The following is a 25,856-nucleotide window of genomic DNA, read 5'->3' on the forward strand; positions in this document are numbered from 1 at the left end:
GGCTGAACTGAACCCCGGATCCTGGACTTATTATCCAGAATCCGGAGATTTAAAAATGAAGCATCCTTTTTCTGTCAGGCTTGCAGCCGTCACAGAGTATCTGTCCGGTAAATCCACTCTTGCCGAAACAGCGCTTCAGTTCAATGTTGGGCAAACACCGCTAAGACGCTGGGTACGTGCTCTCAAGCATCAGGGAGAGGAAGGACTGGTCCCCCGGCGTCCGCGTATTTATCCTCCTGAATTCAGGTTAAGCGTTGTTCGTTATGTTCTTGATAATCGATGCAGCAGCGCGGATGCTGCAGCACACTTTGGTATTCCTAATGAGACAGTGATCCAGAACTGGTTGCGTAAATACCGGGCGGGAGGCAGTGTGGCACTTACTCCATCCAGAACCGGCCCTGCCATGATGAAAAAGAGTGCTCCTGACGACAAACCCCTTACCGAAATGACGCACAAAGAGCTGCTCAAAGAGCTTGAGTACCTGCGGGCAGAGAACGCTGTTCTAAAAAAGTTGAAAGCCCTGAGAGAAGAAAAGGCGCTCGGGGCTCAGCAGAAAAAACAAAAATAGTGTGCTCATTACTGCCTGAACATAGGCTTGCCAGCCTGCTACGGGCTATCGGTCTGCCCCGCAGCTCGTACTACTACCATGTCTCAAAAGACGCTACTGAAACCGACCGGTATGCCGCTGTCATACCGGTGATGACTGCACTTCACAGAAAGCATTCCGCCCGTTACGGCTATCGGCGTATGACGATAATGCTCAGACGAGAAGGCTTCACGCTGAATCACAAAACGGTACGAAAACTCATGAAGCAACATGGGCTGACATGCCAGATTCGCCGCAGAAAATACCGCTCGTGGATGAATGATGGCAACAAATCTTCAGCCAATCTGCTTTCCCGCCACTTTGAGGCAGAAAGAAGTGGTATGAAATGGTGTACTGATGTCACTGAGTTCAGGGCTGGAGGGGAAACGCTGTATCTTTCGGTCGTTCAGGATCTGTTCAACAGGGAAATAGTGGCCTGGGAAATGTCGACAAGGCCAGCCCTTAGTCTGACGTGTAAAATGCTGGAGAAAGCGTTGAAAACAGGCCTCCAGAAAGAGGGGATAATGCTGCACAGCGACCAGGGTTGGCAGTATCGAACGCCGATGTGGCGTTCCATGCTGGCAGAAGGTCAGGTATTGCAGAGCATGTCTCGCAAAGGCAACTGTCTGGATAATGCAGTGATGGAAAACTTCTTCAGCCACCTTAAAGTGGAAATGTACCATCGTAAAAAGTATGAGTCTGGTAATGCACTGAAGCGGGATATAGACAGGTATATCCGGTATTACAACTGTGAACGCATTAATCTTAGGATGGGAATGAGCCCGGCAGAATACCGGGCAATGAAAGAAAACCAGTAAAAGGTGTCCAGGTTTTGGGGTTCAGTTCATGGCCACGCCCTCTTCACTCCCGGGCCCTGCGCCAGCCCATCCCGCCGCTACGCGGTGCCTTCACTCAATCGCGATTCCTGACGGACCGGCGGCGATTCGCTCCTGCTCAGCGCCGCCTCTCGCCGCATCCCTGCGGCTCGCCCTGGAATCCCTCACTCGCTCAGCGGGTTGGGATGTCGCCTCAACCCCCACGCTGCAGCATCAAGGCGTTTTTCTAAATCACCATCGCTATCAACGCCTGTAGATACCGTCTTGCCAGTTACCTGGCAAGACATATTTTGGTATCGAACGGACGGCCTGATTTCAGCACACCATAAGCCAGCTGGAGCAGCTTCTTCATCGCCGCGCATACCACGACTTTTCCCGTTTTCCTGCCCGCATCCAGACGGTTCTTCAGCGAGATGACCGCCGGATTCCACTTCATTGCCACTATCGCTGGCATGTACAACGCCTTACGCATCGCGCTGTTCCCCATCTTCGATAACCGGCTTTTGCCTTTCCACTCGCCGGACTCCTGCCGCATCGGGTTCAGACCCACCCACGCCACAAGCGCCTTGCTGCTTCTGAACCTCGACATATCGCCCATATACGCCAGCATCGTGCTGCTCAGCACGCCCGCGATACCCGGGATAGATTCAAGCAGCTCTTTGTTCTTTTTAAGGTCCGGGTCATTATTGATATGGTCGTTTATTGCCCGCTTTGTTTCGTCTATCTGCGCATCCAGCGCCGCAATGACCACGCGGATTGAGGGCTGCACTACCGCATCCGATATCTCCAGACGGTTCTCTTCCATCTGCCGCATTTCCTGAAGGTTCGTCAGGCGCTTCACCAGCGCTTTCAGCCTGCGCTCATTGAGTGGTGCCGGCTGCCACAGCGAGGGGCCGTGCATTTTGCAGTAGCGCGCTATCATGCGCGCGTCGTCCTTATCCGTCTTATTACGGTTCAGTTCGGCCTGGCCAAAGCGCTTAATGCGCGCCGGATTTTCCACGCTGACGTCATAGCCCTCATCGTGCAGGAAGGTGGCCAGCGGCTCGCTGTACGCGCCGGTGGCCTCCATGCAGATATGGCAGCAGCCGAACGGCCCCAGCCATTTCTTCAGGGCGCTGAAGCCTTTAGGCGTGTTGGGGAAGACTTTGGTTTTGTAAGACGTCTCGCCTTTCCAGACGGCCACATCAAACTTTTTCGAAGCAATATCAATACCGACGGGCATACGTGTTTGCATAGATTCTCCTTAACAGCATCAGGGAAACCGCCATGACCATCCTTATGGATGCGTGCTCGAAGCACAGGATACCGTCCGGTCTTGAAGGCGGGAGTTAAGTTGCCGGGGATGAATCTACTAAGCAGGCTTTGTGCCCAGGGGTCGCCCCCATCTCACCAGCAACTTCCCGATGATCAGTCGGGGATCATAGCACCCGGAGGAGAATGATCGAGATATAAGGGTCGCCATTCATGGCGACCAGGTAACCCCCGCGGAGCCAGTGCGCTGCTTAACTGACGAGCATTACGTCATAAATGGCGCCCCTACGTATTAAGTTGGTTTTTATTTTTTTAGCGAACCGCACAGTGTTTTTTTCTAACTGTTTCGAGCGGAAGCAAGGCGGCAAGTGAGGACATCCCTGGGAACATACATAAGTATGTGACCAGGGTGGACGAGCGCAGCCAACGCAGCAGCCGCTTGAAACAGGACGAAAAAAAGCCCGCAACAGAGTGCGGGCAACTAATACTGGAAGCAATGTGAGCAATGTCGTGCTCTTCTTCGGTAGAGCCACCGTCGAAGCGCAGAAGAATAATAATCATTCTTATTATCATCTGTAAAGCCCTAATTGAGAATTTTTCTCATTTCCACACTAACAATGTGATTACCCCATCGCCACTTTGACGAAAAACACAGCAGAAGTGTCGCGAATTTGGGGAGTACGAGACCTTTGCGATACACTCTCGCTATTGCCTCAGAATCGTTGAGTTCTATGCCAAAATTATTCCCTTCTCTGCTGCTTGGTCTCAGCATGATGAGTGCGTCAGCGTGGGCCGCGCCAACCGATAACATCCGCAACAGCGGTTTTGTCTATTGTGTTAACGGCACGGTCAATACCTTTAATCCTCAAATGGTGAGTAGCGGCTTAGTGGTTGATACGCTGGCGGCGCAGCTCTATGACCGCCTGCTCGACGTGGATCCTTACACCTATCGGCTGATTCCTGACCTCGCCCAGAGCTGGGAAGTGCGCGATAACGGCGCCACCTACCGTTTTCACCTGCGCAAAGATGTCGCCTTCCAGCACACCAACTGGTTTAAACCGACGCGCAAAATGAACGCCGATGATGTGGTGTTCAGCTTTGCGCGCATGTTCGACCGCAAGCATCCGTGGCATAACGTTAACGGTGGTAGCTATCCTTATTTTGACAGCCTGCAGTTCGCCGATTCGGTGCAGAGCGTCAAGAAGCTCGACAGCGATACGGTTGAGATTCGCCTCAACAGCCCGGACGCCTCCTTCCTCTGGCATATCGCCACGCATTACGCGCCGATTCTGTCACAGGAATACGCCAACAATCTCAGCGCTAAGGGCCAGCAGGAGCAGCTGGATCGTGAACCGGTCGGCACCGGCCCGTTCCAGCTGAGTGAATACCGCACCGGACAATATCTGCGGCTGGCGCGTAACCCGCAGTACTGGAAAGGCGTTCCGCGCCTGCAGCAGGTGGTGATTGATCTCGGCGTCGGCGGTACCGGACGTTTATCCAAACTGCTGACCGGCGAATGCGATGTGCTGGCCTATCCTGCCGCCAGCCAGCTGAGCATCTTGCGCGATGACCCGCGTCTGCGCATGACGCTGCGCCCCGGCATGAACATCGCCTATCTGGCGTTTAATACGCGCAAGCCGCCGCTCGATCGCCCGGAAGTGCGTCACGCGCTGGCGCTGGCGATCAATAACGAACGCCTGATGGAGTCGATCTATTACGGTACCGCAGAGACCGCCGCCTCGATTTTGCCGCGTGCCTCCTGGGCTTACGACAGCGATGCGCGCGTCACCGAATACAACCCGGCTAAAGCGCGTGAAGCACTGAAAGCGCTCGGTCTGGAGAATCTGCATTTGCGCCTGGTGGTGCCCTCATCGTCGCAGTCATGGAATCCCAGCCCGCTAAAAACCGCTGAACTGTTACAAGCCGATTTGGCTCAGGTTGGCGTGCGCGTGACTATTGCACCGGTTGAAGGCCGCTTTCAGGAAGCGCAATTAATGGAGATGAATCACGATCTCACCCTAACCGGCTGGGCCACGGACAGTAACGATCCCGACAGTTTTTTCCGGCCCCTGTTGAGCTGCGCAGCCATCCGTTCACAGACCAACTATGCGCACTGGTGCTCGCCAGCTTTTGATGAATCCCTACAACATGCGCTGTTGTCGCAGCAGCTGTCGGCGCGCATTGATAGCTACGATAAAGCGCAGCAGATTTTAGCGCAGGAGCTACCGGTATTACCGCTGGCCTCTTCGCTGCGTTTGCAGGCCTATCGCCATGATATTAAAGGCTTAGTGCTGAGCCCGTTTGGTAACGCCTCATTTGCTGGCGTCTACCGCGATGAGAGCAGCGAGGAGTAAGCATGATCATCTATATTTTGCGTCGTCTGGTGCTGCTGCTGATCACCTTGTTTTTGCTGTCGCTGGTGAGCTTTAGCCTGAGCTACTTCACGCCGAACGCGCCGCTGGAAGGTGCTTCGCTGTTTGATGCCTGGTGGTTCTGGTTTAAAGGCCTGCTGCAGTTTGATTTTGGCGTCTCTAGCACTAACGGCCAATCGATCGATATCCAGCTGCGCGAAGTGTTTCCCGCCACGCTGGAGCTGTGCGTGCTGGCATTTATGCTGGCGCTGCTGGTCGGCATTCCGCTGGGGATCTGCGCCGGTGTAATGCGTAAAAAATGGCAGGATAAAGCCATCAGTGCGCTGGCGCTGCTGGGGTTCTCAATGCCAGTGTTCTGGCTGGCTCTGCTCTTCACCCTGTTCTTCTCATTAACGCTCGGCTGGCTGCCGGTTTCCGGGCGTTTCGATCTGCTCTATCCAGTGCAAAATGTTACCGGTTTCGCCTTGATTGATGCCTGGCTGAGCCATTCGCCGTGGCGCCACGAAATGATGGTGAGCGCCTTAACGCACATGATTTTGCCAGTGGTGGTGCTGGCGGTTGCGCCTACCACCGAAATGATCCGTTTACTGCGCAGCAGCACCAGCGAAGTGATGGACAAAAATTACGTTAAAGCCGCCGCCACGCGCGGATTATCGCGTCTCACCGTGATTCGTCGGCACGTGCTGCACAATGCGCTGCCGCCGGTGATTCCGCGTCTTGGCCTGCAGTTCTCTACCATGCTGACGTTAGCGATGATCACCGAAGTGGTGTTCAACTGGCCAGGCATTGGCCGCTGGCTGATCAATGCCATTCGCCAGCAGGATTACGCGGCAATCTCCGCCGGCGTAATGGTGGTTGGTGGGCTGGTTATTCTGGTTAGCGTGTTATCGGATATTCTCGGTGCGGCGCTTAATCCGCTGAAACATAAGGAATGGTATGCCCTTAGATAATGTCTACGACGAGAAGCGGCTGCCCAGCACGCTGCGTCGCAGCTGGCAGCGCCTGTACCGCGACACCAGCGGCATGGTCGGTTTGTACGGCTTTGGCATCCTGCTGTTCCTGTGCCTGTTCGGGGGATTACTGGCGCCGTATGGTATCGATCAGCAATTCCTCGGTTATCAGTTGCTGCCGCCGTCGTGGTCGCGCTATGGCGACGTCTCCTTCTTCCTCGGTACTGACGATCTCGGGCGTGATGTCTTAAGCCGCCTGTTGAGCGGCGTGGCGCCTACCGTCGGTTCCGCGATGGTGGTGACGCTGCTGGCGGCGGTCTGCGCGCTAGTGCTGGGCGTATTTGCCGGGATCACCCACGGCGTACGTTCAGCGGTGATGAATCACGTGCTGGATACGCTGCTGTCAATTCCTTCGCTATTGCTGGCGATTATCGTGGTGGCGTTTCTTGGTCCACGGCTGGAACACGCGATGCTGGCGGTGTTTCTGGCGCTGATCCCACGTTTGGTGCGCGAGATCTATACTGCTGTGCATGATGAGATGGAAAAAGAGTATGTGGTGGCATTGCGCCTCGATGGCGCGCGCAACCTGAATATTTTATGGAACGCGGTGCTGCCCAACGTGCTGCCGCTGCTGGTGAGTGAGTTTACCCGCTCGCTGTCAATGGCGATTCTGGATATCGCCGCGCTCGGTTTCCTCGATCTTGGTGCGCAGCTGCCCTCACCCGAATGGGGAGCGATGCTGGGTGACGCGCTGGAGTTGATCTACGTCGCGCCCTGGACGGTGATGCTGCCGGGCGTGGCGCTGATGGTCAGCGTATTGATCGTTAACCTGCTGGGCGACGGTATCCGTCGCGCGGTAGAAGCGGGAGTTGAATAATGCCGCTACTGGATATCCGTAATCTGACCATTGAATTTATGACCGCAGACGGTCCGGTCAAAGCGGTCGATCGTATCAATTTAACGCTCACTGAAGGGGAAGTGCGTGGGCTGGTAGGTGAATCGGGATCGGGCAAGAGCCTGATCGCTAAAGCTATCTGTGGCGTCACCAAAGATAACTGGCGCGTCACCGCCGATCGCATGGTGTTTGACGACATCGATCTCCTGCGCCTGTCGCCGCGAGAAAGGCGACGTATTGTCGGCCATAACGTATCGATGATTTTCCAGGAGCCGCAGTCCTGTCTCGATCCTTCGGAAAGTATTGGCCGCCAACTTATGCAGGCGATTCCGCGCTGGACCCACAAAGGCCGCTGGTATCAGCGTTTGTGGTTTTGGCGTAAAGTGCGCGCCATTGAGCTGTTGCACCGCGTCGGCATTAAAGATCACAAAGACATCATGCGCAGTTTTCCGTATGAATTGACCGACGGCGAATGCCAGAAAGTGATGATCGCAATCGCGCTGGCCAATCAGCCTCGCTTGCTGATTGCCGATGAACCGACCAATGCGATGGAGCCAACGACGCAGGCGCAGATTTTCCGCCTGCTGAGCCGCCTGAATCAAAACAACAACACCACGATATTGCTGATCAGCCATGACCTGCGCACCATGAGCCAATGGGCCGACCGCATTAACGTAATGTATTGCGGACAGACGGTTGAAACCGCCCAGAGCGAAGATTTAATGGATACGCCACATCATCCTTATACCCAGGCGTTGATCCGTGCGATGCCGGATTTTGGCAGCGCGCTGCCGCATAAAAGCCGGCTGAATACGCTCTCAGGTGCTATTCCGTCGCTGGAACATCTTCCGATTGGCTGCCGCCTTGGCCCGCGCTGCCCCTATGCGCAGCGCAAATGCATCGAAACACCGCGCCTGACCGGCAACAAAGCGCATCTGTTCGCCTGTCACTTCCCGTTGAATATGGAGAGCCAGTAGCGATGGAAACCTTGCTGGAAGTGCGCAATCTGAGCAAAACCTATCGCTATCGCACCGGTTTATTCCGTCGTCAGCACGTCGAAGCGGTGAAAGGCGTGAGTTTTACCCTACGCGAGAAGCAGACGCTGGCGGTGATTGGTGAAAATGGCTCCGGAAAATCGACGCTGGCGAAAATGCTGAGCGGCATGGTGGAACCCACCGCAGGGGACATGCTGATTGACGATCATCCTTTGGAGTACGGTGACTACGGTTACCGCAGCCAGCGCATCCGCATGATTTTTCAGGATCCCTCAACGTCGCTCAACCCGCGCCAGCGCATCAGTCAGATTCTTGATTTCCCGCTGCGCCTGAATACCGAACTGGATGATGAAGCGCGAGAAAAACGCATCATCGCCACGCTGCGTCAGGTGGGCTTGCTGCGCGATCACGCCGGTTACTATCCGCATATGCTGGCGCCCGGACAGAAGCAGCGTCTGGCGCTGGCGCGAGCACTGATTTTACAGCCGAAAGTGATCGTTGCCGATGAGGCGCTCGCCTCGCTGGATATGACCATGCGTTCACAGCTGGTGAACCTGATGCTGGAACTGCAGGAGAAGCATGGCATCGCCTATATTTATGTGACGCAGCATCTCGGCATGATGAAGCACATCAGCGATCAGGTGCTGGTGATGCATCAGGGCGAAGTGGTTGAACGCGGCGGTACCGCCGATGTACTGGCCTCGCCGCTGCACGATTTGACCAAACGTCTGATCACCAGCCATTTTGGCGAAGCTTTAACCGCAGAAGCCTGGCGACGCGAACGCTGATGGCGCAGGTTACCGCGGAAAACGCGGTGCGATTTACCGCATTTATAGAGACGTGCTAGACTTCGCACGTGATTAACGTCGGTCGCCTATTTTTTAATCATCGCGACCGCCAACAACAATGACCAAAAGGATTACAGCTATGGGTTTTCTTTCCGGTAAGCGCATTCTGATTACTGGCGTTGCCAGTAAACTCTCAATCGCCTACGGTATTGCGCAGGCGATGCACAAACAGGGCGCAGAACTGGCTTTCACCTACCAGAACGACAAACTGAAAAGTCGTGTGGAAGAGTTTGCTAAAGATCTGGGTTCAGACATTGTTCTGCCTTGCGATGTAGCCGAAGACGAGAGCATCACTGCGCTGTTCACCGAACTGGCAAAAACCTGGCCGAAATTTGACGGTTTCGTTCACTCCATCGGTTTCGCGCCTGGCGATCAGCTGGATGGTGACTATGTGAACGCAGTGACCCGTGAAGGCTTCAAAATCGCTCACGACATCAGCGCCTACAGCTTTGTCGCGATGGCTAAAGAGTGCCGTGCGATGCTGAACCCTAACTCTGCCCTGCTGACCCTGTCCTACCTGGGTGCAGAGCGCGCGATCCCTAACTACAACGTTATGGGTCTGGCGAAAGCGTCTCTGGAAGCCAACGTTCGTTACATGGCGAACGCGATGGGTCCAGAAGGCACGCGCGTTAACGCCGTGTCGGCCGGTCCAATCCGTACCCTGGCGGCGTCAGGCATCAAAGACTTCCGTAAGATGCTGGCACACTGCGAAGCGGTTACCCCGATTCGTCGTACCGTGACCATCGAAGACGTGGGTAACTCTGCGGCCTTCCTGTGTTCTGACCTCGCGGGTGGTATCACCGGTGAAGTGGTACACGTTGATGGCGGCTTCAGCATCGCCGCGATGAACGAGCTGGAACTGAAATAAGATTCATCCACAGGTCGCCCTTTCTGGCGACCTGTTTAAAAACCCCCCGCCCTTATACTCCTAAGCTATTAATTATTCCCCATCATTCTTTTGCCGTGGACAGCCGTTCAGCGACGATAAGCTAGCCCTTTGTTGCACGCCTGCTTTTCAGATTCGCACGCCCTGCAGCAAGTCCGTTTTTAGCGAAAGGAATGACCATGGAACAACGCCGTTCTCCCGGCCATGACCACTGGTTTTATGAAAGCCAGACTCGCCCGAATACTACCGCTACCGCACCGCTGGTGCCCGAAGCCGCCTATATCGAAGACCGTTTTCTGCTCGGTTTGCAACAGGAAGCCACGGCGTTACAACCGCTGCTGACACGTTTTCAGCCTGCACTGTTGGCTGCGCGCGATCTGAGTCAGATCCTGTTTCCCGATACGCTGTCGACCAGTTTGACGCACACGTTAACCCTGTACGATCGCCTCAGCACCGCGTTAACGGTGGCGCAGGTCGCTGGTGTGCAGCGCTTGTGCAATCACTACTCTGCCCGGCTAAATCCGTTGCCCGGCCCGGACTCTTCACGTGAAAGCAATAATCGCCTGACGCAAATTACTCAATATGCGCGCCAGCTAGCGATGCAGCCGGAGCTGATTACCCGCAACAGCATTAGCGCGTTGGATGCGGTGGGATTAACCGAGCCCGATATCGTTACGCTCAACCAACTGGTGGGCTATGTCAGTTATCAGTCGCGCGTAGTGGCGTCGCTGCAGGCGATGATGGGCTTGCCGGTGCGCTGGATTCCGGGTGTTTCTCCGCCGCCAGATGCCAACGCCGACCTGTTTGCCCACTCCGCCGACTGGCAACCAGCGTTAAAACCGGTTGAATTGCGCTATGCCAGCGCCGAACAGCTGGCAGCCGTGACGTTCTGTCAGGGCATTGAGGGTTTGGATGAAGCAACGTGGCTGCTGGTGCAGGATGCGCAAGCGTTGTACGGCTTCGCCACTTTGAAGCAGCGGCTTAGCGAACATTTTGCGCAGGATGAAGCGCTGGCGCAGGCAGTTAGCGCGCGCGTGCTGGGGTGTCGACGCCAGTTTGATCTGCTGGCAGGTGAATGGCGCACGGCGCTAGTGCAGGATATCGAGCGCGCCGCTAACACCTCGCCGGTGATTACCCTCAGCGCCCAGTTAACTCGCCTGCCCGACCGCTTTAGCGCTGCGCACCTGCAGCCGCTGTTAAATGCTGGCTGGGGCACCGAACGCATCTTCACGCTGTTACAAGCGGTAGCCTTTGCCAGCTGGCAGGATCGCGTGCTGATGGCGCTCGGCGAAACCCGTTAATCGGGTAGATGCCGGCGCGCTTCATCAAAGAAATGCTGAGCCAGCGGCGATGCTCTGCCCGGCTCGGCAATCACCAGCGCCGCCTGACGCCCCATCGGCGCGATATCAATTGGCCGCCGCGCCAGATTCTGCATCAGCTCCGGCAACAGATGGCCGCACGGCGAAACCATCACCCCCAATCCTACCTGCGCACTTTGCAACAGCTGCATAATTGAGGCGCTTTCGACGATAACGCGTGGGATCAGACCGGTTTCTCGCAGTTGCCCGTCGAGATAGCGCCGAAAATAGCGCGTCGGTTCGGCCAGGCACAGCGGCTGGCTGGCGAGCGTAGAGAGCGTGATGGTTTCCTGCTGCAGCAACGCCGGAAAATGCGCCGGATTAAACAGGGCTTCCACGCCGGGATCTTTCAGCAGTGCCGTCTGGAAGTGCAGCTCACGCAGTGACGTCAGTTCAAAGAACCCGATACCGCCGTCCACGGTATGGCTGTTGAGCGCTTCCAGCAGTTGGTCGGCGCTCATCGCCGAAACGCGATAGTCGAGCTGCGGGTAGCGTACCTCCACCGCCTTCAACAGCGCCGGCAGCGCCACGCTGCACTGCGGCATGACGCCCAGCCGCAACGTGCCGTTGACGCCATGCTTAAGCGATTCAACTTCCAGCTTCAAACCCTGATACACCGATACAATCTCCCGCGCCCACGTCAGCACGCGTTCGCCCTCTGGCGTGAAGCCATCGAAATTATTGCTGCGGTTAATCAGCGAAAGGCCTAATTCGCGCTCAAGGTTTTTCAGACGCATCGACAGCGTCGGCTGGCTGACAAAACTGGCTTCGGCTGCACGACCAAAGTGGCGCTCGCGCTCCAGATTAGTGAGGTAGATTAATTGTTTGATGTCCATGGAAAGCAGAATTGGCTGGAAAACAACAGTGTATCATGGCGAATGCCGCTGCGCTGAAGGCCCGCGCAGCGGCATGTTGTTACGCCACGCCGAGAGCAGTTTTGACGTCGTTGGCAATCTTCTCGACCTGCGGGCCATAAATCACCTGCACATCGTGTTCGCTGACGCGATTGATACCGTTGGCACCGGTGGTCAGCAAGGTTTGATCAACCACTTCATTCATCTGTTTCACCCGCACCCGCAGTCGCGTGAAGCAGCAATCGACATCCTCTATATTGGCCTCACCACCGAGTCCGCTGATGATGACCTTAGTGCGTTCATCGGCCGCTACCAATTCAGGTTTTTGCTCTTCATCAGATTCGCGTCCCGGCGTCTCCACGCGCATGCGGGTGATGACAAAACGGAAGCCGTAGTAATAAATCGGCACATAAATCACGCCGAGGACAATCGTCCACCACCAATGGGTTTTGCTGCCGCCGAGGATGCCGAACACCACCAAATCGATCGCGCCGCCCTGCACATTGCCAATCATCAGCTGCAGCATCGACATCAGCATAAACGACAGGCCAGTTAACAGTGCATGCAGGATATACAGCACCGGCGACACGAAGATGAAACAGAACTCCAGCGGCTCGGTGATGCCGGTGGTAAATGAAGTCAGCGCGGCGGCCAGCACCAGCGCTTTGACGCGCTGTTTATGCTCGGGCCGCGCGGTGTGGTAAATCGCCAGCGCGGCAGCGGGTAAACCAAACATCATGACCGGAATCTTGCCCTGGGCAAGGAACTGCGTGGCGCCGCGTACCGTCTCATCTGGAATGGCGCCGGGATGCGTTAGCGAGGTGTTGAAGATGTTCAACGCCCCGACAATGCTTTGCCCATCGACCGTTGCCATGCCGCCAATGGGGGTAAAGCGCACGGTTTCGTTGAGGATGTGATGCAAACCGGTGGGAATCAGTAAGCGCTCGCTGGTACCCAACAGGAACGCGCCATACTGACCGCTTTTACCGATCATCAGGCCCACCCACGCAATACCTTCCCCAATGGTCGGCCAAATCAGCGCCAGCAGCACGCCAATCAGCGGCAACACCACCACGGTAACGATCGGCACAAAGCGCCGTCCGCCAAAGAAGCTGATCGCCGTAGGCAGTTGCTGAGTATAGAAACGGTTATGCAGCAACACAGTAATCAAGCCAGCAATCACGCCGCCCAGCACGCTCATGTTGTAGGTAAAAATGCCAAGCATGTCGATGTATTCAGCCGAGGTCATCATCGCCGCGGTTTGGTCCATGCCCGCTTTCTGCAGCGCTTCTGGCGTGGTGGTCGCCGCCGTCAGCCCTTTCGACGCCAGCGTGGCGCTGATGCCGACGTTCATGGCGATATAGCCAATGACGGCGGCGAATGCGGCGGTGGGCTTCTCGGCTTTTGCCAGTCCGATAGCGCTGGCTACCGCAAAGAACAGCGGCAGATTGGCGAAAAGCGCGCCCGCCACTTTGCGGATAAAGCCAATGATCAGTTGCGGCACCTGCAGATTGGCGAAGGCATCCCCGGTGATGGCAGGGTTTTGCATCGCCGCGGCTAACCCAAGGAAGATCCCTGCGGCGGCGATCACCGAGATCGGCATCATTAAGGCTTTACCGAAGGCGTGAATTTGGCTGGCCAGACTCTTCATACTGCATGCCCTTTTCAGAATGGAAAGAGCAATTATTAGTCAGTTATCTCAGCAACACGTAACCGCCGGCCGTTATCAGCCGGGAAAGTTTGATTTAGATCACGCTTTACGCGCGTGTTGCGATAAACGCCGCCTATCGCACCATTAAACCAATCAATTAGACAACTTTTAAGGAGAGTCGCACACTTCCCGCTAACAGAAGACATATTCTGATAACAACTCATAAACAAATAAGCCTGCAACTATGAAATTTAAACGTAAGATTCAACCCTATCGCGCGGCGGCGGGCGGCTGGGGTTCTTTGGAAGCCACCACCCGTTTCGTCCTTGATAGCAAAGCGGCGCTGAAAAACATGCGTAATCTGATGCGTATGAACAAAGCGCGCGGTTTCGACTGCCCAGGTTGTGCATGGGGCGATGACAACAAAAGCACCTTCAGCTTCTGTGAAAACGGCGCCAAAGCGGTGACGTGGGAAGCGACACGTCGTGTAGTTGAGCCTGAATTCTTCGCCCAGCACAGCGTAAGCACCCTGTATCAGCAAAGTGACTATTTCCTCGAATATCAGGGACGCTTGACCCACCCAATGCGCTATAACAGCGCGACCGACCATTACGAGCCGATTAGCTGGGATGATGCCTTTGCGCTCATTGCACGCCATTTGCAGGCGATGGACCATCCGAATCAGATGGAGCTGTATACCTCCGGCCGCGCCAGCAATGAAGCCTCATGGCTTTATCAACTGTTTGGTCGCGTGATGGGCAGCAATAACTTCCCTGACTGCTCCAACATGTGCCACGAAGCCAGTGGTACTGGCCTAAAGCGCAGCATCGGCGTGGGCAAAGGCACCATTCGTCTGGATGATTTCGATCACGCAGACGCGATTTTCGTCCTTGGCCAGAATCCAGGCACCAACCATCCACGTATGCTGCACAGCCTGCGTCACGCTGCCGATCACGGCGCGAAAATCGTCACCTTTAATACCTTACGTGAGCGCGGACTTGAGCGTTTTGCCGATCCGCAGAAGCCGCTGGAGATCGTCACCTCGATGGCTGGCACGATTAGTTCTGCCTATTACCAGCCCAACCTTGGCGGCGATATGGCCGCGATTCGTGGCATGGTGAAAACGCTGCTGGAAGTGCAGCGTGCGCGTTTGGCCGCCGGTGAGAAAGGTATTTTCGATCAAGCCTTTATCGATGCCAACACGCAAGGCATCGAAGAGTATCTTGCCGCGGTGGATAACACCCGCTGGGATGATATTGTGCGCCAATCGGGCCTGAGCGAAACGCAGATTCGTGAAGCAGCCGCCATTTATCAAAGTGCCGAACGCGTCATCGTCACCTGGGCAATGGGCATCACCCAGCACAAACATTCGGTCGATACCGTTCGCGAAATCACCAACCTGCAGCTGCTGTTTGGTCAACTGGGCAAAAAAGGCGCTGGCCTGTGTCCGGTACGCGGCCACAGTAACGTGCAGGGCAACCGCACCATGGGGATTGATGAGAAGCCGAGCAAGGCGTTCCTCGATGCACTGGGCGCACATTTTGATTTCGAGCCGCCACGCGAGCATGGCCACAACACCGTTGAAGCGTTGAATGCGATGCTGCGTGACGAAGTGAAAGTGCTGATTGCGCTGGGCGGTAACCTCGCTGCGGCAGCACCGGATTCACCGGTCACCGAAGAGGCGTTGCAGCACTGCGGTTTGACGGTGCACATCAGCACCAAACTGAACCGCAGCCACCTGGTGCCGGGCCATGAAGGGTTGATTCTGCCGACATTGGGCCGCACCGAGCGCGATCGACAGGCAAGCGGCAATCAATATATTACCGTCGAAGACTCCTTCAGCATGGTGCACGCCTCTGAAGGCGTGGGCATTCCGCTGGCCGAGACGCAGCGTTCCGAAACCGCGATTGTTGCGGGCATTGCGCATGCAACCTTAGGCAGCGATAAAATCGACTGGCTGGCGATGGCGGGCAACTACGATCTGATTCGCGATCACATTGCGGCGACGATTCCGGGCTTTGCCGATTTCAATAACAAATGCGACATCCCAGGCGGATTCTATCTGGGCAGCGCCGCGGCCGAACTGCGCTTCAACACGCCGAGCAAATTAGCCGAGTTCAGCGCAGCGGCACTGCCAACCTCGCTGTTTCCACAGCTCGGTGATGTTGCCGTGCCGTTCACGCTGCAAACTCTGCGCTCCCACGATCAGTACAACACCACTATTTACGGCCTCGACGATCGCTATCGCGGCGTGTACGGTCAGCGCGAGGTGGTGTTTATTCATCCGGAGGATATGGCATCGCTGGGCTTCACCGAAGGCCAGTTGGTGGATATTGAAACGCTGTGGAATGACGGTTTGACGCGTCGCGTCAGTGGTTTCAAGCTGGTGCCTTACAATATTCCGCGCGGCAACCTCGCCGCTTATTATCCGGAAACTAACCCGCTGGTGCCGCTTTCCAGCTTCGGCGACGGCAGCGGCACGCCGACCTCAAAATCGGTGCCGGTTAAGCTGGCATTAACCGCCGCCGTACCCTCGCAACGTATCGCCTGACCAAAGCGTTATCAGAAGGTAAAAAGCCGCGTAAAGCGGCTTTTTAGCCTGTTTTGGCCTTGCCGCGCGCACCCGATTCGCGTAAAACTGTCAGCCGCTCTTAGGCCACGAAACTATATAAATTATGTTCCAGGATAATCCGCTGCTCGCGCAGCTTAAAGAGAAGCTTCACGCGCAGACTCCGCGCGTCGAAGGTGTTGTTAAAGGTACGGAAAAAGGCTTTGGCTTCCTTGAAGTTGATGCCCAAAAAAGCTACTTCATTCCGCCACCGCAGATGAAGAAAGTGATGCACGGCGACCGTATTTCAGCCGTGATCCACACCGATAAAGACCGCGAGAGTGCCGAGCCGGAAACCCTGGTTGAGCCGTTCCTGACCCGCTTTGTCGGCCGCGTACAAAAGAAGGACGATCGCCTGTCGATTGTACCGGATCATCCGCTGCTTAAAGATGCGATTCAGTGTCGCGCCGATCGTAGCGTGTCCCACGATTTCCAGAACGGCGATTGGGCGGTGGCGGAAATGCGCCGTCATCCGCTGAAGGGCGATCGCGGTTTTTATGCCGAACTGACCGAATTCATTGTCACTGCGGACGATCACCTCGCGCCATGGTGGGTGACGCTGTCGCGTCACAACCTCGAACGTCAGGCACCCGACGTCGGTTTTGGTGAGATGATTGATGAGAATCTGCAGCGTGAAGATCTGACTGCCCTGAACTTCGTCACCATCGACAGCGCCAGCACCCAAGATATGGATGATGCGCTGTACGTGGAAGAGACCGCCGACGGCAATCTTTCGCTGACCATCGCTATCGCCGATCCTACCGCTTACGTGCCGGAAGGCAGTGAGCTGGATAAGCTGGCGTCAAAACGCGCCTTCACCAACTATCTGCCGGGCTTCAACATTCCGATGCTGCCGCGCGAGCTTTCTGACAACGTCTGTTCACTGCGTCCGAACGAGCGTCGTCCGGCGCTGGCGTGCCGCGTAACGGTACTGAAAGATGGCAGCCTGGCTGACGATGTGCACTTCTTCGCCGCGTGGATCGAATCGAAAGCCAAACTGGTTTATGACGAGGTCTCCGATTGGCTGGAAAATAGCGGCAGCTGGCAGCCAGAGAACGAGGCGATTGCCCAGCAGATTCGCCTGCTGCATCAGGTTTGCCTGGCGCGCAGCGAGTGGCGTCAAACCCATGCGCTGGTGTTTAAAGATCGTCCGGACTACCGCTTCGTCCTGGGCGAGAAAGGCGAAGTGCTGGATATCATCTCTGAGCCACGTCGCATCGCTAACCGCATCGTAGAAGAGTCAATGATTCTGGCTAACGTCTGTGCCGCCAACGTGCTGCAGGAGAAGCTGGGCTTCGGTATCTACAACCTGCATACCGGCTTTGATCTGGCGAATGCTGAGCAGGCCGCTGGCGTGCTGGCGGGGCACGGTATCACCGTTGATCCGCAGGCAATTACCACGCTGGAAGGCTTCCGTCAGCTGCGCCGTGAACTCGATGCGCAGCCAACGCAGTATCTTGATAGCCGCATTCGTCGCTTCCAGTCCTTTGCGGAAGTCGGCACCGAACCTGGCCCGCACTTTGGTCTCGGCCTTGACGCCTACGCGACCTGGACTTCGCCAATTCGTAAGTTTGGCGACATGATCAACCATCGTCTGCTGAAAGCGATTGTGCGCGGCGACAGCATCGCCCGTCCGCAGGATGAGCTGACGACGATCATGAGCGAACGTCGTCGTCTGAACCGTATGGCTGAACGCGATGTGGGTGATTGGCTTTACGCACGTTTCCTGTCGCCGTTTGCTGGCACCGACCGCAAATTCAGCGCCGAAGTTATCGACGTGTCGCGTGGCGGTATGCGCGTTCGTTTGCAGGAAAATGGCGCGGTTGCCTTTATCCCTGCACCATTCATCCACGCGGTGCGTGATGAACTGGTGTGCTCGCAGGAGAGCGGCACCGTGCAGATTAAAGGTGAAGTGGCTTACCGCGTTACTGACATCATTGATGTGACCATCGCCGAAGTGCGCATGGAAACACGCAGCGTGGTGGCTCGTCCCGCCGCCTGAGCATGAAAACCTGCGGGATAACAGCCGTTATCCCGCATTTCTCTTCGCCCGCTTTAGCAAATGTTAAATTTGCATTCCGCTTCACATTTCTAACGCCTTCGCCTGTCGTTAACAATTCATTACATTACTTTTAACTTGTTGTATTCGATCGCCTCTTTTCCCGGTCCCTACAAGGAGTTAACTCATGAACAACGTCAAAACCAGATTGATCTGGTTAGCGGTGGCGTTAATTGGCGCGGGCGCGTTTGCCATGCTGGCGCTCAGCCGCGGCGAACATGTCAACGCTGTCTGGCTGGTCATTGCCTCCGTCGCCTGCTACAGCATTGCCTACCGCTTCTACAGCCTGTTTATTTCAAAGCGCATCTTTGAACTGGACGATCGTCGACTTACGCCGGCGGAGCGCCTCAGTGACGGTCTCGATTACGTTCCCACCAATAAATGGGTGTTGTTCGGCCACCACTTTGCGGCGATTGCCGGTGCGGGGCCGCTGGTTGGGCCGATTCTCGCGGCACAAATGGGTTTTCTGCCCGGCACCATCTGGATTCTGGTGGGCGTCATGTTTGCCGGCGCGGTGCAGGACTTCCTGATTCTGTTTATCTCTACGCGTCGTGATGGACGTTCACTGGGTGAGATGGCGCGCCAGGAGCTCGGATCCTTCGCCGGTGTGGTTACCATGCTTGGCGCGTTGGGCGTGATGATCATCATCCTCTCCGCACTGGCGCTGGTGGTGGTAAAAGCGTTAGCAAACAGTCCGTGGGGCTTGTTCACTATTGCCGCCACCATTCCCATTGCGCTGTTTATGGGCGTGTATATGCGCTTCCTGCGACCGGGGAAAATTGCGGAAGTGTCGATCATTGGCTTCGTTCTAATGATGGCGGCGATCATTTACGGCGGCAACGTGGCAGCCGACCCTTACTGGGGCCCGCTGTTTACCCTGAAAGGCACGGAGTTGACGTGGGTGCTGGTGATCTACGGTTTTATCGCCTCTTCGCTGCCGGTGTGGTTGCTGCTGGCGCCGCGCGATTATCTCTCTACCTTCCTGAAAATCGGCGTCATCATTGGTCTGGCGATTGGTATTCTGTTTGCCATGCCTGAAATGAAGATGCCCGCCGTCACCAAATTTATTGATGGCACCGGCCCGGTATTCTCCGGCGCACTGTTCCCGTTCCTGTTTATTACCATTGCCTGTGGCGCGATTTCCGGCTTCCACGCGTTGGTCTCGAGCGGAACCACGCCGAAACTGGTGGAGCGCGAAAGTCATATTCGCTTTATCGGCTATGGCGCGATGTTGATGGAGTCGTTCGTGGCGATCATGGCGCTGATTTGCGCCTCGGTGCTCGATCCGGGCGTCTATTTTGCTATGAACTCCCCTGCCGCGCTGATTGGCACCACGGTGGAAAGCGCCTCGCAGGCGATTAACGGCTGGGGCTTTGTGGTGACGCCAGAAATGCTAAGCGGCATCGCGCGCGACGTGGGTGAAAGCACCATTCTGTCACGTGCCGGTGGCGCGCCAACCTTCGCGGTGGGCATGGCGCATATTATTACCGAAGTGTTTAACAGCCGCGCCATGATGGCGTTCTGGTATCACTTCGCCATTCTGTTTGAAGCGCTGTTTATTCTTACTGCGGTTGATGCCGGTACGCGCGCCTGCCGGTTTATGGTGCAGGATCTGGTGGGCACCGTGGTGCCGTCCATGGCCAATAACCGTTCATGGCTGGGCAACATGGCTGGCACCACTGTCGCTGTCGCTGGCTGGGGCTTCTTTGTCTATCAAGGCGTGGTCGATCCGCTCGGCGGCATTAATACGCTGTGGCCGCTGTTTGGCATCGGCAACCAGATGCTGGCGTCAATGGCGTTGATTCTCGGCACCGTGGTGCTGTTCAAGATGAAAAAGCAGCGCTACGCATGGGTAACAATTTTACCCACCGCCTGGCTGTTTATTACCTCAATGACCGCTGGCTGGCAGAAGATCTTCCATGAGAAGCCTTCGATTGGCTTCCTCGCTCAGGCCAATAAATTCCGTAAAGGCATTGATGATGGGATTGTCATTGCCCCAGCGAAAACGGTCGCTGATATGCAAACCATCGTGTTTAGCAATCAAATTAACGCGGCCCTGTGCGCCTTCTTCATGCTGGTGGCGGTCACCATGCTGGTTGCCGCCTTCTTCGTGATTCGTCGGGCACTTAACAGCGCAGTACCGACTACCCATGAATCTGAGATCTCTCTGCGTAAAGAGGTGCGAAATGTCTGAGTCCATTTTCCATTGGAGAAAACCGCGCGGCGCGTGGCACATTCAGCAATGCTTACCGATAGCATGCGCCCCGGCTGGGCAAACTCTTACGCGCTGGCAGCGACTGTGGCAGGGTTTGCAGCAGAGCTTTCGCTTAATGGTCGGCGTTCATGACTATCAAACTTATCTGAAGCATATGCGTGAACATCATCCAGACATCGCACCGATGAATGAACGGGCTTTCCACCGACACTGCCTCGATGCGCGTTTTCCCAGCCAGCCAGGCAAACTCGGCAAGTGTCCTTGCTAACGCTTTTCAGCCCCGTTTATCGGGGCTTTTTCGTGCCATTCTTTAATAAAAACAAAAATATATTCAGATTGCATCTTGTGCTGGCTCAGGAGGTTGAATACTGTAGCTAAAATAATGAGATACCGCCCGCTGAGCATTCCCCCCGGAGGAAGTTTCCATGACCGATGAACAAGGGCAAACACTGTTGTACACCTTGTTTGGCACCACCAGCCCTCATTGGCGTTTAACCTCAGATAGTGATGCTTTGCATTTTGCCGAAGATGAGAACGCGAATACCAATATGGCGGTTCCACTTACTCCCGCACAAGCCAGTTTGTTGCGTGCGATGACCGTTATAACCTCCAGTATTAACCTCACGCTGTCGCTGCATGGCGAGCCGGTACCGATGCATTTTGTTGGCCGTAAAGTTAATCAATCCACCTGGGCTGGCACCTCGTCAGCCTGGGGCGATACCTCTGCTGTCGCGCGGGATTTGACGCTCGGTTTATCGTTCGCGGAACAGGTGGTTTCGGAAGCCAATTCCGTGATTGTGATACTCGATCAACGCGGCAATATTCAGCGATTCAATCGTTTAAGCGAAGAGTACACCGGACTTAAAGAGCAGGAAGTGATTGGCCGTAATGTGTTTCAACTGTTTATGACCAAGCAGGAAGCGCAGGCGTCACGGCGTAACATCGCCGGTTTCTTCAGTGAAGGCAGTTCTTACGAGGTTGAGCGCTGGATTAAAACCCGTAAAGGCCAGCGACTGTTTCTGTTTCGTAATAAGTTTGTTCACAGCGGTAGCGGAAAAAATGAAATTTTCCTCATCTGTTCAGGAACGGACATCACCGAAGAGCGCCGGGCGCAGGAACGGCTGCGCGTCTTAGCCAATACCGATACGGTGACGGGGTTGCCTAACCGCAACGCTATTCATCAGCAGATTAGTCTGGCACTGGAGCTGGCAAATGGCAGTCAAACCGGTGTGGTTTACCTCGATTTAGACAATTTTAAGAAGGTCAATGACGCGTACGGCCATATGTTCGGCGATCAGTTGCTGCAAGCAGTGTCTCTGGCGATCCTCAGCTGCCTGAGCAAAGACCAGACGCTGGCGCGCCTCGGCGGCGATGAATTTGTCGTACTGGCGGAACATACCAGCCAGGCGGCGCTGGAGGCGATGGCGTCGCGTATTCTTGAACGTCTGCGCCAGCCCTTCCGCATCGGCCTGATTGAGGTGTATAGCGGCTGCTCGATTGGTATCGCTCTGGCTCCGCTGCACGGCGAAGATCGTGAAAGCTTGATTCGCAACGCGGATACCGCGATGTACCACGCCAAGGAGAACGGTCGCGGCAAGTTCTGCGTATTCGCAAATGAGATGAACCAGCGGGTGTTTGAGTACCTTTGGCTCGACACCAATCTGCGCAAAGCGCTCGAACTCGACCATCTGGTGGTGCATTATCAGCCGAAACTGAATGCCGATGGCGAGGTGCTAAGCGCCGAAGCACTGGTGCGCTGGAATTCACCGGAGCGCGGGTTGGTGCCACCGGGCGACTTCATCTCCTATGCTGAAGAGTCTGGTTTGATTGTGCCATTGGGTCGCTGGGTGATGCTCAATGTGCTGCAGCAGATTATTAAGTGGCGTAGCGAAGGCATCTATCTGCGTGTCGCGGTAAATGTCTCCGCTAAGCAACTGATCGACCAGAGTATTTACACTGATTTGAAACATGCGCTGACCGAAGCTGGCCTGACGGATTGCCCGATCGATATCGAATTAACGGAAAGTTGTTTGATTGAGAATGAAGCTGGCGCGCTGATGCTGATGAAGCAGTTCCAGCAACTGGGTGCGCAAATTCATCTCGATGATTTTGGTACCGGTTACTCCTCGCTTTCCCAGCTGGCGCGCATCCCTATCGATGCCATAAAACTGGACCAGAGCTTTGTGCGTAATATCAATAAGCAACCTGTCGCGCAGTCGCTGGTCCGTGCGATTGTCGCGGTTGCCAAAGCCCTTAAGCTGCAGGTGATTGCCGAGGGCATTGAAACGAAAGCCGAAGAGAAGTTTGTGATGGCCAACGGTGTCGATGGGCGTCAAGGTTATTATTATGCAAAACCAATGCCCGCAGAACAGCTCGGGCATTGGCTGGCTAAGCATCCTGCCCGCGTCTAACGCTGGTTTGCGAGATTAGCCGGCTTTGCGCAAGGATGCGCTATGACGGTTCTGCAGTTGTACCAGACGTTCCATATAAGCAATGTCTTTCGGTTCCAGCGTGAAGGCATAATCAACCCAGTCCTCCGTGATATCCATTAACTCAGCACGTGATAACTGCAGCACGCGCTGACGCGCCTTCAGCATGGCACGCACGCCGTTGAGCTTTGGACGCAACGTATCGATAAAGGTCCGCGTGGTGCGATAGCCATCGCCCGGTTGGAACACTTTATCGACCAGACCACGCGTTTCATACCACTCCGCGCTGTGTGACTCTCCTTCCATAATCAGCTCTTCGGCCAGCTTCATGCCAGAGCGACGCGCCACTAATGAGTAGCCGCCCATGCCCGGGAACAGGTTAAACGCGATCTCCGGGAAACCCATGCGTGCGCTGTTCTGCGCCAGAATGAAGTGATGCGCCAGCGCCGCCTCAAAGCCACCGCCGAGCGCACTGCCCTCAATCATCGCCAGCGTTACCGCACCCGTATCAAAACCCCGTGCTGCGGAGTGGATGCAGTCCACACAGGCGCGCGCATAGGCACGCAGCGCTTCACGGCGGTTGTTACGAATGCACTCGACAAAGAAGCGCAAATCGCCACCGGCGTTAAACATCTGCGGTACCAACGAACCCGTCACCCAGAAGTCAATCGGCAGACCGGAACGCTGGGCTGAATAGCTCAGATTCATGATCTCCTCAATTAATTCGTGGTTGAAACTTGGTCGCGGTTGCGCACGCAGCATCATCCACATAGTACGGCGCCCCTCTTCATAGTAGGCGGCGAGCTGTGTGGTTTGTCCAACTTCGGTGAACAGTCTGCATGTCGGTTGGTTAATTACTGTCATTGTCTCATCCTCTGTTTATGTTTATGTAGTGCGTTAAACGCCACATCAGCGTAATCCAGAGTGAGGCCAGACCAAATGAGAGATTGATTTATAAAGCAAAATCCAGAGATATCCCCGACCATCGGCCGGGGAAGCATTAGCGGGCTTACTTGATGGCGGCACGCTGCCCTACGGCAACATGAGAACGCTTAACGCGTCGTGAATAAACAGCGGTGATGATTGGCACGATAACAGAAGTGACGATCACCGACGTCGCGACTAAAGCCGTGGCGGCGGGTGCGACCGGTTTAAACTGGGGCAGCATCTCGGCGATTAAGACCGGAGTCGCCACAGCAGCACCGGCGGTGCTTGAGGCTGCAATGCCTGCGGTGCCATCACCGCCACCAATCAGACGGTCGGCAATAATCAGTGGAATGCCGGTGACAATGATAACGGCGACGCCCAACATGATGCCCAACAAGCCGGTCTGAGCGATGACGGTTAAATCGATGGTGTTTCCCAACGCGAAGGCAAAGAACGGAATTAAGGTGTGTACCGCTTTGCCGAAGAATTCACGCAGTTCGGGATCGAGATTGCCCAACGCAAATCCTACGATAAACGGCAGTACCGCTCCGACAAATACATGCGGTTCAAACGACGCAATACCCGCGGTTCCAAGAATCACCATCGTCATCAACGGCCCCGACTCCAGTGACATCAGGACAAATGCGCCGGCTTCCTCTTTCGACCCGTATTGCTGCATGATTGAGGCGTACAAACCGCCGTTGGTCATGTCCATTGCCGCCACTAATGCCAGCGTCGAGAGCCCGGCAAACATTCCGACCTCCACACCATTCTCTGGCATTACGCGTGAAGCGATGGCCGCAACCACCCAGGCTACAGCGATTTTAGTCAGCACCAGCGTGCCCGATTTACGCAGCACCGTGCCCGTTGCGCTGAGTTTGATGGATGCGCCCATGCAGAAGAACCATACCGCAAGAATTGGTACGGTGCCGGTCATCAAGCCATTAGTAAACGAACCGAAGTATTTGCCCGCACCAGGGGAAAAGGTATGACAGAGCGCGCCCAGAAACAGCGGGATCAGCATCATACCGCCAGGAATTTTATCGATTGCACGTTTGATATGCATAGTTTTGTCACCTTAACTGAGCCAGAGGGAGGTGTTTTATGATTTGCCGGATGGCATGGCGAGCAAGATAACGGGCTACGGGAAGGAAAAAAGTGATCGCACATCTATTTATGAAACGTTGTTTTAATTTTATTGATTGATCATTTTGCATTTATGATGCGCATCGCCATACCAGATAAAGACAAGCTAAAAGAAAGGCGCCCATAGGCGCCTAAGTCTTTTAAATCCAATCAATTTTGTCCATACCAAGCGTTCTTTCCGTGCTTACGCAGATAATGCAGGTCCAATAAGGTTTGCGAGATGGGCGGCAACTCAGTACGCAGCTGTTCCGTATGCAGCGCCATATAGGCCACCTCTTCAAGGACTACCGCGCTGTGCACCGCAGCATGTGCATCTTTACCCCAGGCAAAAGGTCCATGCGAATTCACCAGCGCGGCGGGAATGGCGGATGGCTGAATGCCGCGCTGAGCAAAGGTTTCAATAATCACCTGACCGGTATTCCACTCATACTCCTGCTCAATCTCTTCACGCTTCATCGGTCGTGTGCAGGGAATCGTGCCGTAAAAGTCGTCGGCGTGCGTGGTGCCCAAGGCGATAATTTCGCGTCCAGCCTGTGCCCATATGGTGGCATGGCGTGAATGCGTATGTACGATGCCACCAATCTCTGGCCAGGCGAGATAGAGTGCGCGATGCGTCGCGGTGTCTGATGACGGGCGCATTTTACCCTCAACCACGTTACCGCTGGCTAGTTCAACGACCACCATATCGTCGCGCTGCATCTGTTCATACTTAACACCTGACGGTTTAATTACCAGCAGGCCTTGTTCGCGATCCACAGCGCTCACATTGCCCCAGGTAAAGGTGACAAGGTTGTAACGCGGTAGATCAAGATTGGCTTCCAGTACTTGCTGCTTTAACGCTTCCAGCATGTTTATTCTCCTGCAAACTGTGATAACTGAATTGTGCGGAGCTGGCGCTAAAAGCGTTATGGAAGGATTAGCTGTAAAAGCTGCGGAAAGTGACTGAGGCTGTAAATGTGTGGCGTGGGTTGGTTTTGAGCATTAAATAAA

20 protein-coding genes are annotated in these 25,856 nt (G+C 55.3%); 13 read left to right on the forward strand and 7 right to left on the reverse strand.

What is annotated here, in order from left to right:
* The first annotated feature begins 55 nt into the window (after positions 1–55).
* A protein-coding gene (locus WH298_RS00005; RefSeq protein WP_180821890.1) for an IS3 family transposase occupies positions 56–1,404 on the forward strand; the annotation gives its coding sequence in 2 pieces (ribosomal slippage) (positions 56–512 and positions 512–1,404; 1,350 coding nt in all).
* A 289-nt stretch (positions 1,405–1,693) separates the two neighbouring features.
* Here the strand turns inward: WH298_RS00005 and WH298_RS00010 are convergent.
* Entirely contained in the window at positions 1,694–2,656 is a 963-nt protein-coding gene (locus WH298_RS00010; RefSeq protein ID WP_180821891.1) for an IS110 family RNA-guided transposase, read from the reverse strand.
* 329 nt (positions 2,657–2,985) lie between these two features.
* Positions 2,986–3,234, reverse strand: coding sequence for a hypothetical protein (locus tag WH298_RS00015; protein ID WP_152929131.1), 249 nt, complete (start codon positions 3,232–3,234; stop codon positions 2,986–2,988).
* Positions 3,235–3,404: 170 nt separating this feature from the next.
* Here WH298_RS00015 and sapA point away from each other — a divergent pair, with 170 nt between their 5' ends.
* From sapA to WH298_RS00050, 7 genes are all read left to right on the forward strand, one after another.
* A complete protein-coding gene (sapA, locus tag WH298_RS00020; RefSeq protein WP_049852207.1) occupies positions 3,405–5,027 on the forward strand; it encodes an ABC transporter substrate-binding protein SapA in 1,623 nt (540 codons plus the stop codon).
* 2 nt (positions 5,028–5,029) lie between these two features.
* Positions 5,030–5,995 carry a putrescine export ABC transporter permease SapB gene (gene sapB / locus WH298_RS00025; RefSeq protein WP_007888087.1) on the forward strand — a complete coding sequence of 322 codons (966 nt, stop codon included), beginning with the start codon at positions 5,030–5,032 and terminating at the stop codon, positions 5,993–5,995.
* Complete coding sequence (gene sapC, locus WH298_RS00030) at positions 5,982–6,872, forward strand: putrescine export ABC transporter permease SapC (protein ID WP_007892460.1); 891 nt, start codon at positions 5,982–5,984, stop codon at positions 6,870–6,872. The genes sapB and sapC overlap by 14 nt, the downstream gene beginning before the upstream one ends.
* Positions 6,872–7,867 carry a putrescine export ABC transporter ATP-binding protein SapD gene (sapD, locus tag WH298_RS00035; protein WP_007892458.1) on the forward strand — a complete coding sequence of 332 codons (996 nt, stop codon included), beginning with the start codon at positions 6,872–6,874 and terminating at the stop codon, positions 7,865–7,867. Before sapC ends, sapD begins: the two co-directional genes overlap by 1 nt.
* A gap of 2 nt (positions 7,868–7,869) precedes the next feature.
* On the forward strand, positions 7,870–8,673 hold the full coding sequence (sapF, locus tag WH298_RS00040) for a putrescine export ABC transporter ATP-binding protein SapF (RefSeq protein ID WP_007892457.1): 804 nt from the start codon (positions 7,870–7,872) through the stop codon (positions 8,671–8,673).
* A gap of 139 nt (positions 8,674–8,812) precedes the next feature.
* Positions 8,813–9,601, forward strand: coding sequence for an enoyl-ACP reductase FabI (fabI, locus tag WH298_RS00045; RefSeq protein ID WP_007892455.1), 789 nt, complete (start codon positions 8,813–8,815; stop codon positions 9,599–9,601).
* Positions 9,602–9,798: 197 nt separating this feature from the next.
* On the forward strand, positions 9,799–10,920 hold the full coding sequence (locus tag WH298_RS00050; RefSeq protein ID WP_180821892.1) for a CMD domain-containing protein: 1,122 nt from the start codon (positions 9,799–9,801) through the stop codon (positions 10,918–10,920).
* Here WH298_RS00050 and WH298_RS00055 read toward each other — a convergent pair.
* Together WH298_RS00055 and WH298_RS00060 are read right to left on the reverse strand one after the other, a co-directional pair.
* On the reverse strand, positions 10,917–11,813 hold the full coding sequence (locus tag WH298_RS00055) for a LysR family transcriptional regulator (protein WP_007892450.1): 897 nt from the start codon (positions 11,811–11,813) through the stop codon (positions 10,917–10,919). The two genes, WH298_RS00050 and WH298_RS00055, sit on opposite strands and share 4 nt — an antisense overlap.
* A 79-nt stretch (positions 11,814–11,892) precedes the next feature.
* The gene (locus tag WH298_RS00060) at positions 11,893–13,482 is read right to left on the reverse strand and encodes a PTS transporter subunit EIIC (RefSeq protein ID WP_180821893.1); all 1,590 of its coding nucleotides are present in this window, start codon (positions 13,480–13,482) and stop codon (positions 11,893–11,895) included.
* A 244-nt stretch (positions 13,483–13,726) separates the two neighbouring features.
* Between WH298_RS00060 and WH298_RS00065 the strand changes: the two genes are divergently transcribed.
* From WH298_RS00065 to pdeR, 5 genes are all read left to right on the forward strand, one after another.
* Positions 13,727–16,033, forward strand: coding sequence for an FdhF/YdeP family oxidoreductase (locus WH298_RS00065; RefSeq protein WP_180821894.1), 2,307 nt, complete (start codon positions 13,727–13,729; stop codon positions 16,031–16,033).
* 124 nt (positions 16,034–16,157) lie between these two features.
* Positions 16,158–18,092, forward strand: coding sequence for an exoribonuclease II (locus WH298_RS00070; protein WP_049852203.1), 1,935 nt, complete (start codon positions 16,158–16,160; stop codon positions 18,090–18,092).
* A gap of 184 nt (positions 18,093–18,276) precedes the next feature.
* A complete protein-coding gene (locus tag WH298_RS00075) occupies positions 18,277–20,343 on the forward strand; it encodes a carbon starvation CstA family protein (RefSeq protein WP_049852202.1) in 2,067 nt (688 codons plus the stop codon).
* A complete protein-coding gene (locus WH298_RS00080) occupies positions 20,336–20,632 on the forward strand; it encodes a YbdD/YjiX family protein (protein ID WP_180821895.1) in 297 nt (98 codons plus the stop codon). The genes WH298_RS00075 and WH298_RS00080 overlap by 8 nt, the downstream gene beginning before the upstream one ends.
* Positions 20,633–20,789: 157 nt before the next feature.
* Positions 20,790–22,775: a cyclic di-GMP phosphodiesterase gene (gene pdeR / locus WH298_RS00085; protein ID WP_180821896.1), complete on the forward strand. Its 1,986-nt coding sequence runs from the start codon at positions 20,790–20,792 to the stop codon at positions 22,773–22,775.
* Positions 22,776–22,790: 15 nt separating this feature from the next.
* Here the strand turns inward: pdeR and WH298_RS00090 are convergent, their stop codons facing one another.
* The 3 genes from WH298_RS00090 to araD all read right to left on the reverse strand — a co-directional run bounded on the left by WH298_RS00090 (position 22,791) and on the right by araD (position 25,715).
* Positions 22,791–23,657: a crotonase/enoyl-CoA hydratase family protein gene (locus WH298_RS00090; RefSeq protein ID WP_007892438.1), complete on the reverse strand. Its 867-nt coding sequence runs from the start codon at positions 23,655–23,657 to the stop codon at positions 22,791–22,793.
* A gap of 145 nt (positions 23,658–23,802) precedes the next feature.
* The gene (gene kdgT / locus WH298_RS00095) at positions 23,803–24,786 is read right to left on the reverse strand and encodes a 2-keto-3-deoxygluconate transporter (protein WP_007892437.1); all 984 of its coding nucleotides are present in this window, start codon (positions 24,784–24,786) and stop codon (positions 23,803–23,805) included.
* Between the two features lie 230 nt (positions 24,787–25,016).
* The gene (gene araD / locus WH298_RS00100; RefSeq protein WP_049852201.1) at positions 25,017–25,715 is read right to left on the reverse strand and encodes an L-ribulose-5-phosphate 4-epimerase; all 699 of its coding nucleotides are present in this window, start codon (positions 25,713–25,715) and stop codon (positions 25,017–25,019) included.
* Positions 25,716–25,856: the final 141 nt, after the last annotated feature.

It is taken from the genome of Pantoea nemavictus (genome assembly GCF_037479095.1).
Lineage (GTDB): Bacteria > Pseudomonadota > Gammaproteobacteria > Enterobacterales > Enterobacteriaceae > Pantoea > Pantoea nemavictus.

What these genes read in the sequence shown, in the direction of transcription:
- WH298_RS00055 (WP_007892450.1), bottom strand. Translation starts at nt 11,813, where the DNA reads ATGGACATCAAACAATTAATCTACCTCACTAATCTGGAGCGCGAGCGC.
- sapB (WP_007888087.1), top strand. Translation starts at nt 5,030, where the DNA reads ATGATCATCTATATTTTGCGTCGTCTGGTGCTGCTGCTGATCACCTTG.
- sapF (WP_007892457.1), top strand. Translation starts at nt 7,870, where the DNA reads ATGGAAACCTTGCTGGAAGTGCGCAATCTGAGCAAAACCTATCGCTAT.
- WH298_RS00080 (WP_180821895.1), top strand. Translation starts at nt 20,336, where the DNA reads ATGTCTGAGTCCATTTTCCATTGGAGAAAACCGCGCGGCGCGTGGCAC.
- sapC (WP_007892460.1), top strand. Translation starts at nt 5,982, where the DNA reads ATGCCCTTAGATAATGTCTACGACGAGAAGCGGCTGCCCAGCACGCTG.
- WH298_RS00070 (WP_049852203.1), top strand. Translation starts at nt 16,158, where the DNA reads ATGTTCCAGGATAATCCGCTGCTCGCGCAGCTTAAAGAGAAGCTTCAC.
- kdgT (WP_007892437.1), bottom strand. Translation starts at nt 24,786, where the DNA reads ATGCATATCAAACGTGCAATCGATAAAATTCCTGGCGGTATGATGCTG.
- WH298_RS00090 (WP_007892438.1), bottom strand. Translation starts at nt 23,657, where the DNA reads ATGACAGTAATTAACCAACCGACATGCAGACTGTTCACCGAAGTTGGA.
- WH298_RS00060 (WP_180821893.1), bottom strand. Translation starts at nt 13,482, where the DNA reads ATGAAGAGTCTGGCCAGCCAAATTCACGCCTTCGGTAAAGCCTTAATG.
- WH298_RS00010 (WP_180821891.1), bottom strand. Translation starts at nt 2,656, where the DNA reads ATGCAAACACGTATGCCCGTCGGTATTGATATTGCTTCGAAAAAGTTT.
- WH298_RS00075 (WP_049852202.1), top strand. Translation starts at nt 18,277, where the DNA reads ATGAACAACGTCAAAACCAGATTGATCTGGTTAGCGGTGGCGTTAATT.
- pdeR (WP_180821896.1), top strand. Translation starts at nt 20,790, where the DNA reads ATGACCGATGAACAAGGGCAAACACTGTTGTACACCTTGTTTGGCACC.
- WH298_RS00050 (WP_180821892.1), top strand. Translation starts at nt 9,799, where the DNA reads ATGGAACAACGCCGTTCTCCCGGCCATGACCACTGGTTTTATGAAAGC.
- WH298_RS00015 (WP_152929131.1), bottom strand. Translation starts at nt 3,234, where the DNA reads ATGATTATTATTCTTCTGCGCTTCGACGGTGGCTCTACCGAAGAAGAG.
- sapD (WP_007892458.1), top strand. Translation starts at nt 6,872, where the DNA reads ATGCCGCTACTGGATATCCGTAATCTGACCATTGAATTTATGACCGCA.
- WH298_RS00065 (WP_180821894.1), top strand. Translation starts at nt 13,727, where the DNA reads ATGAAATTTAAACGTAAGATTCAACCCTATCGCGCGGCGGCGGGCGGC.
- fabI (WP_007892455.1), top strand. Translation starts at nt 8,813, where the DNA reads ATGGGTTTTCTTTCCGGTAAGCGCATTCTGATTACTGGCGTTGCCAGT.
- araD (WP_049852201.1), bottom strand. Translation starts at nt 25,715, where the DNA reads ATGCTGGAAGCGTTAAAGCAGCAAGTACTGGAAGCCAATCTTGATCTA.
- sapA (WP_049852207.1), top strand. Translation starts at nt 3,405, where the DNA reads ATGCCAAAATTATTCCCTTCTCTGCTGCTTGGTCTCAGCATGATGAGT.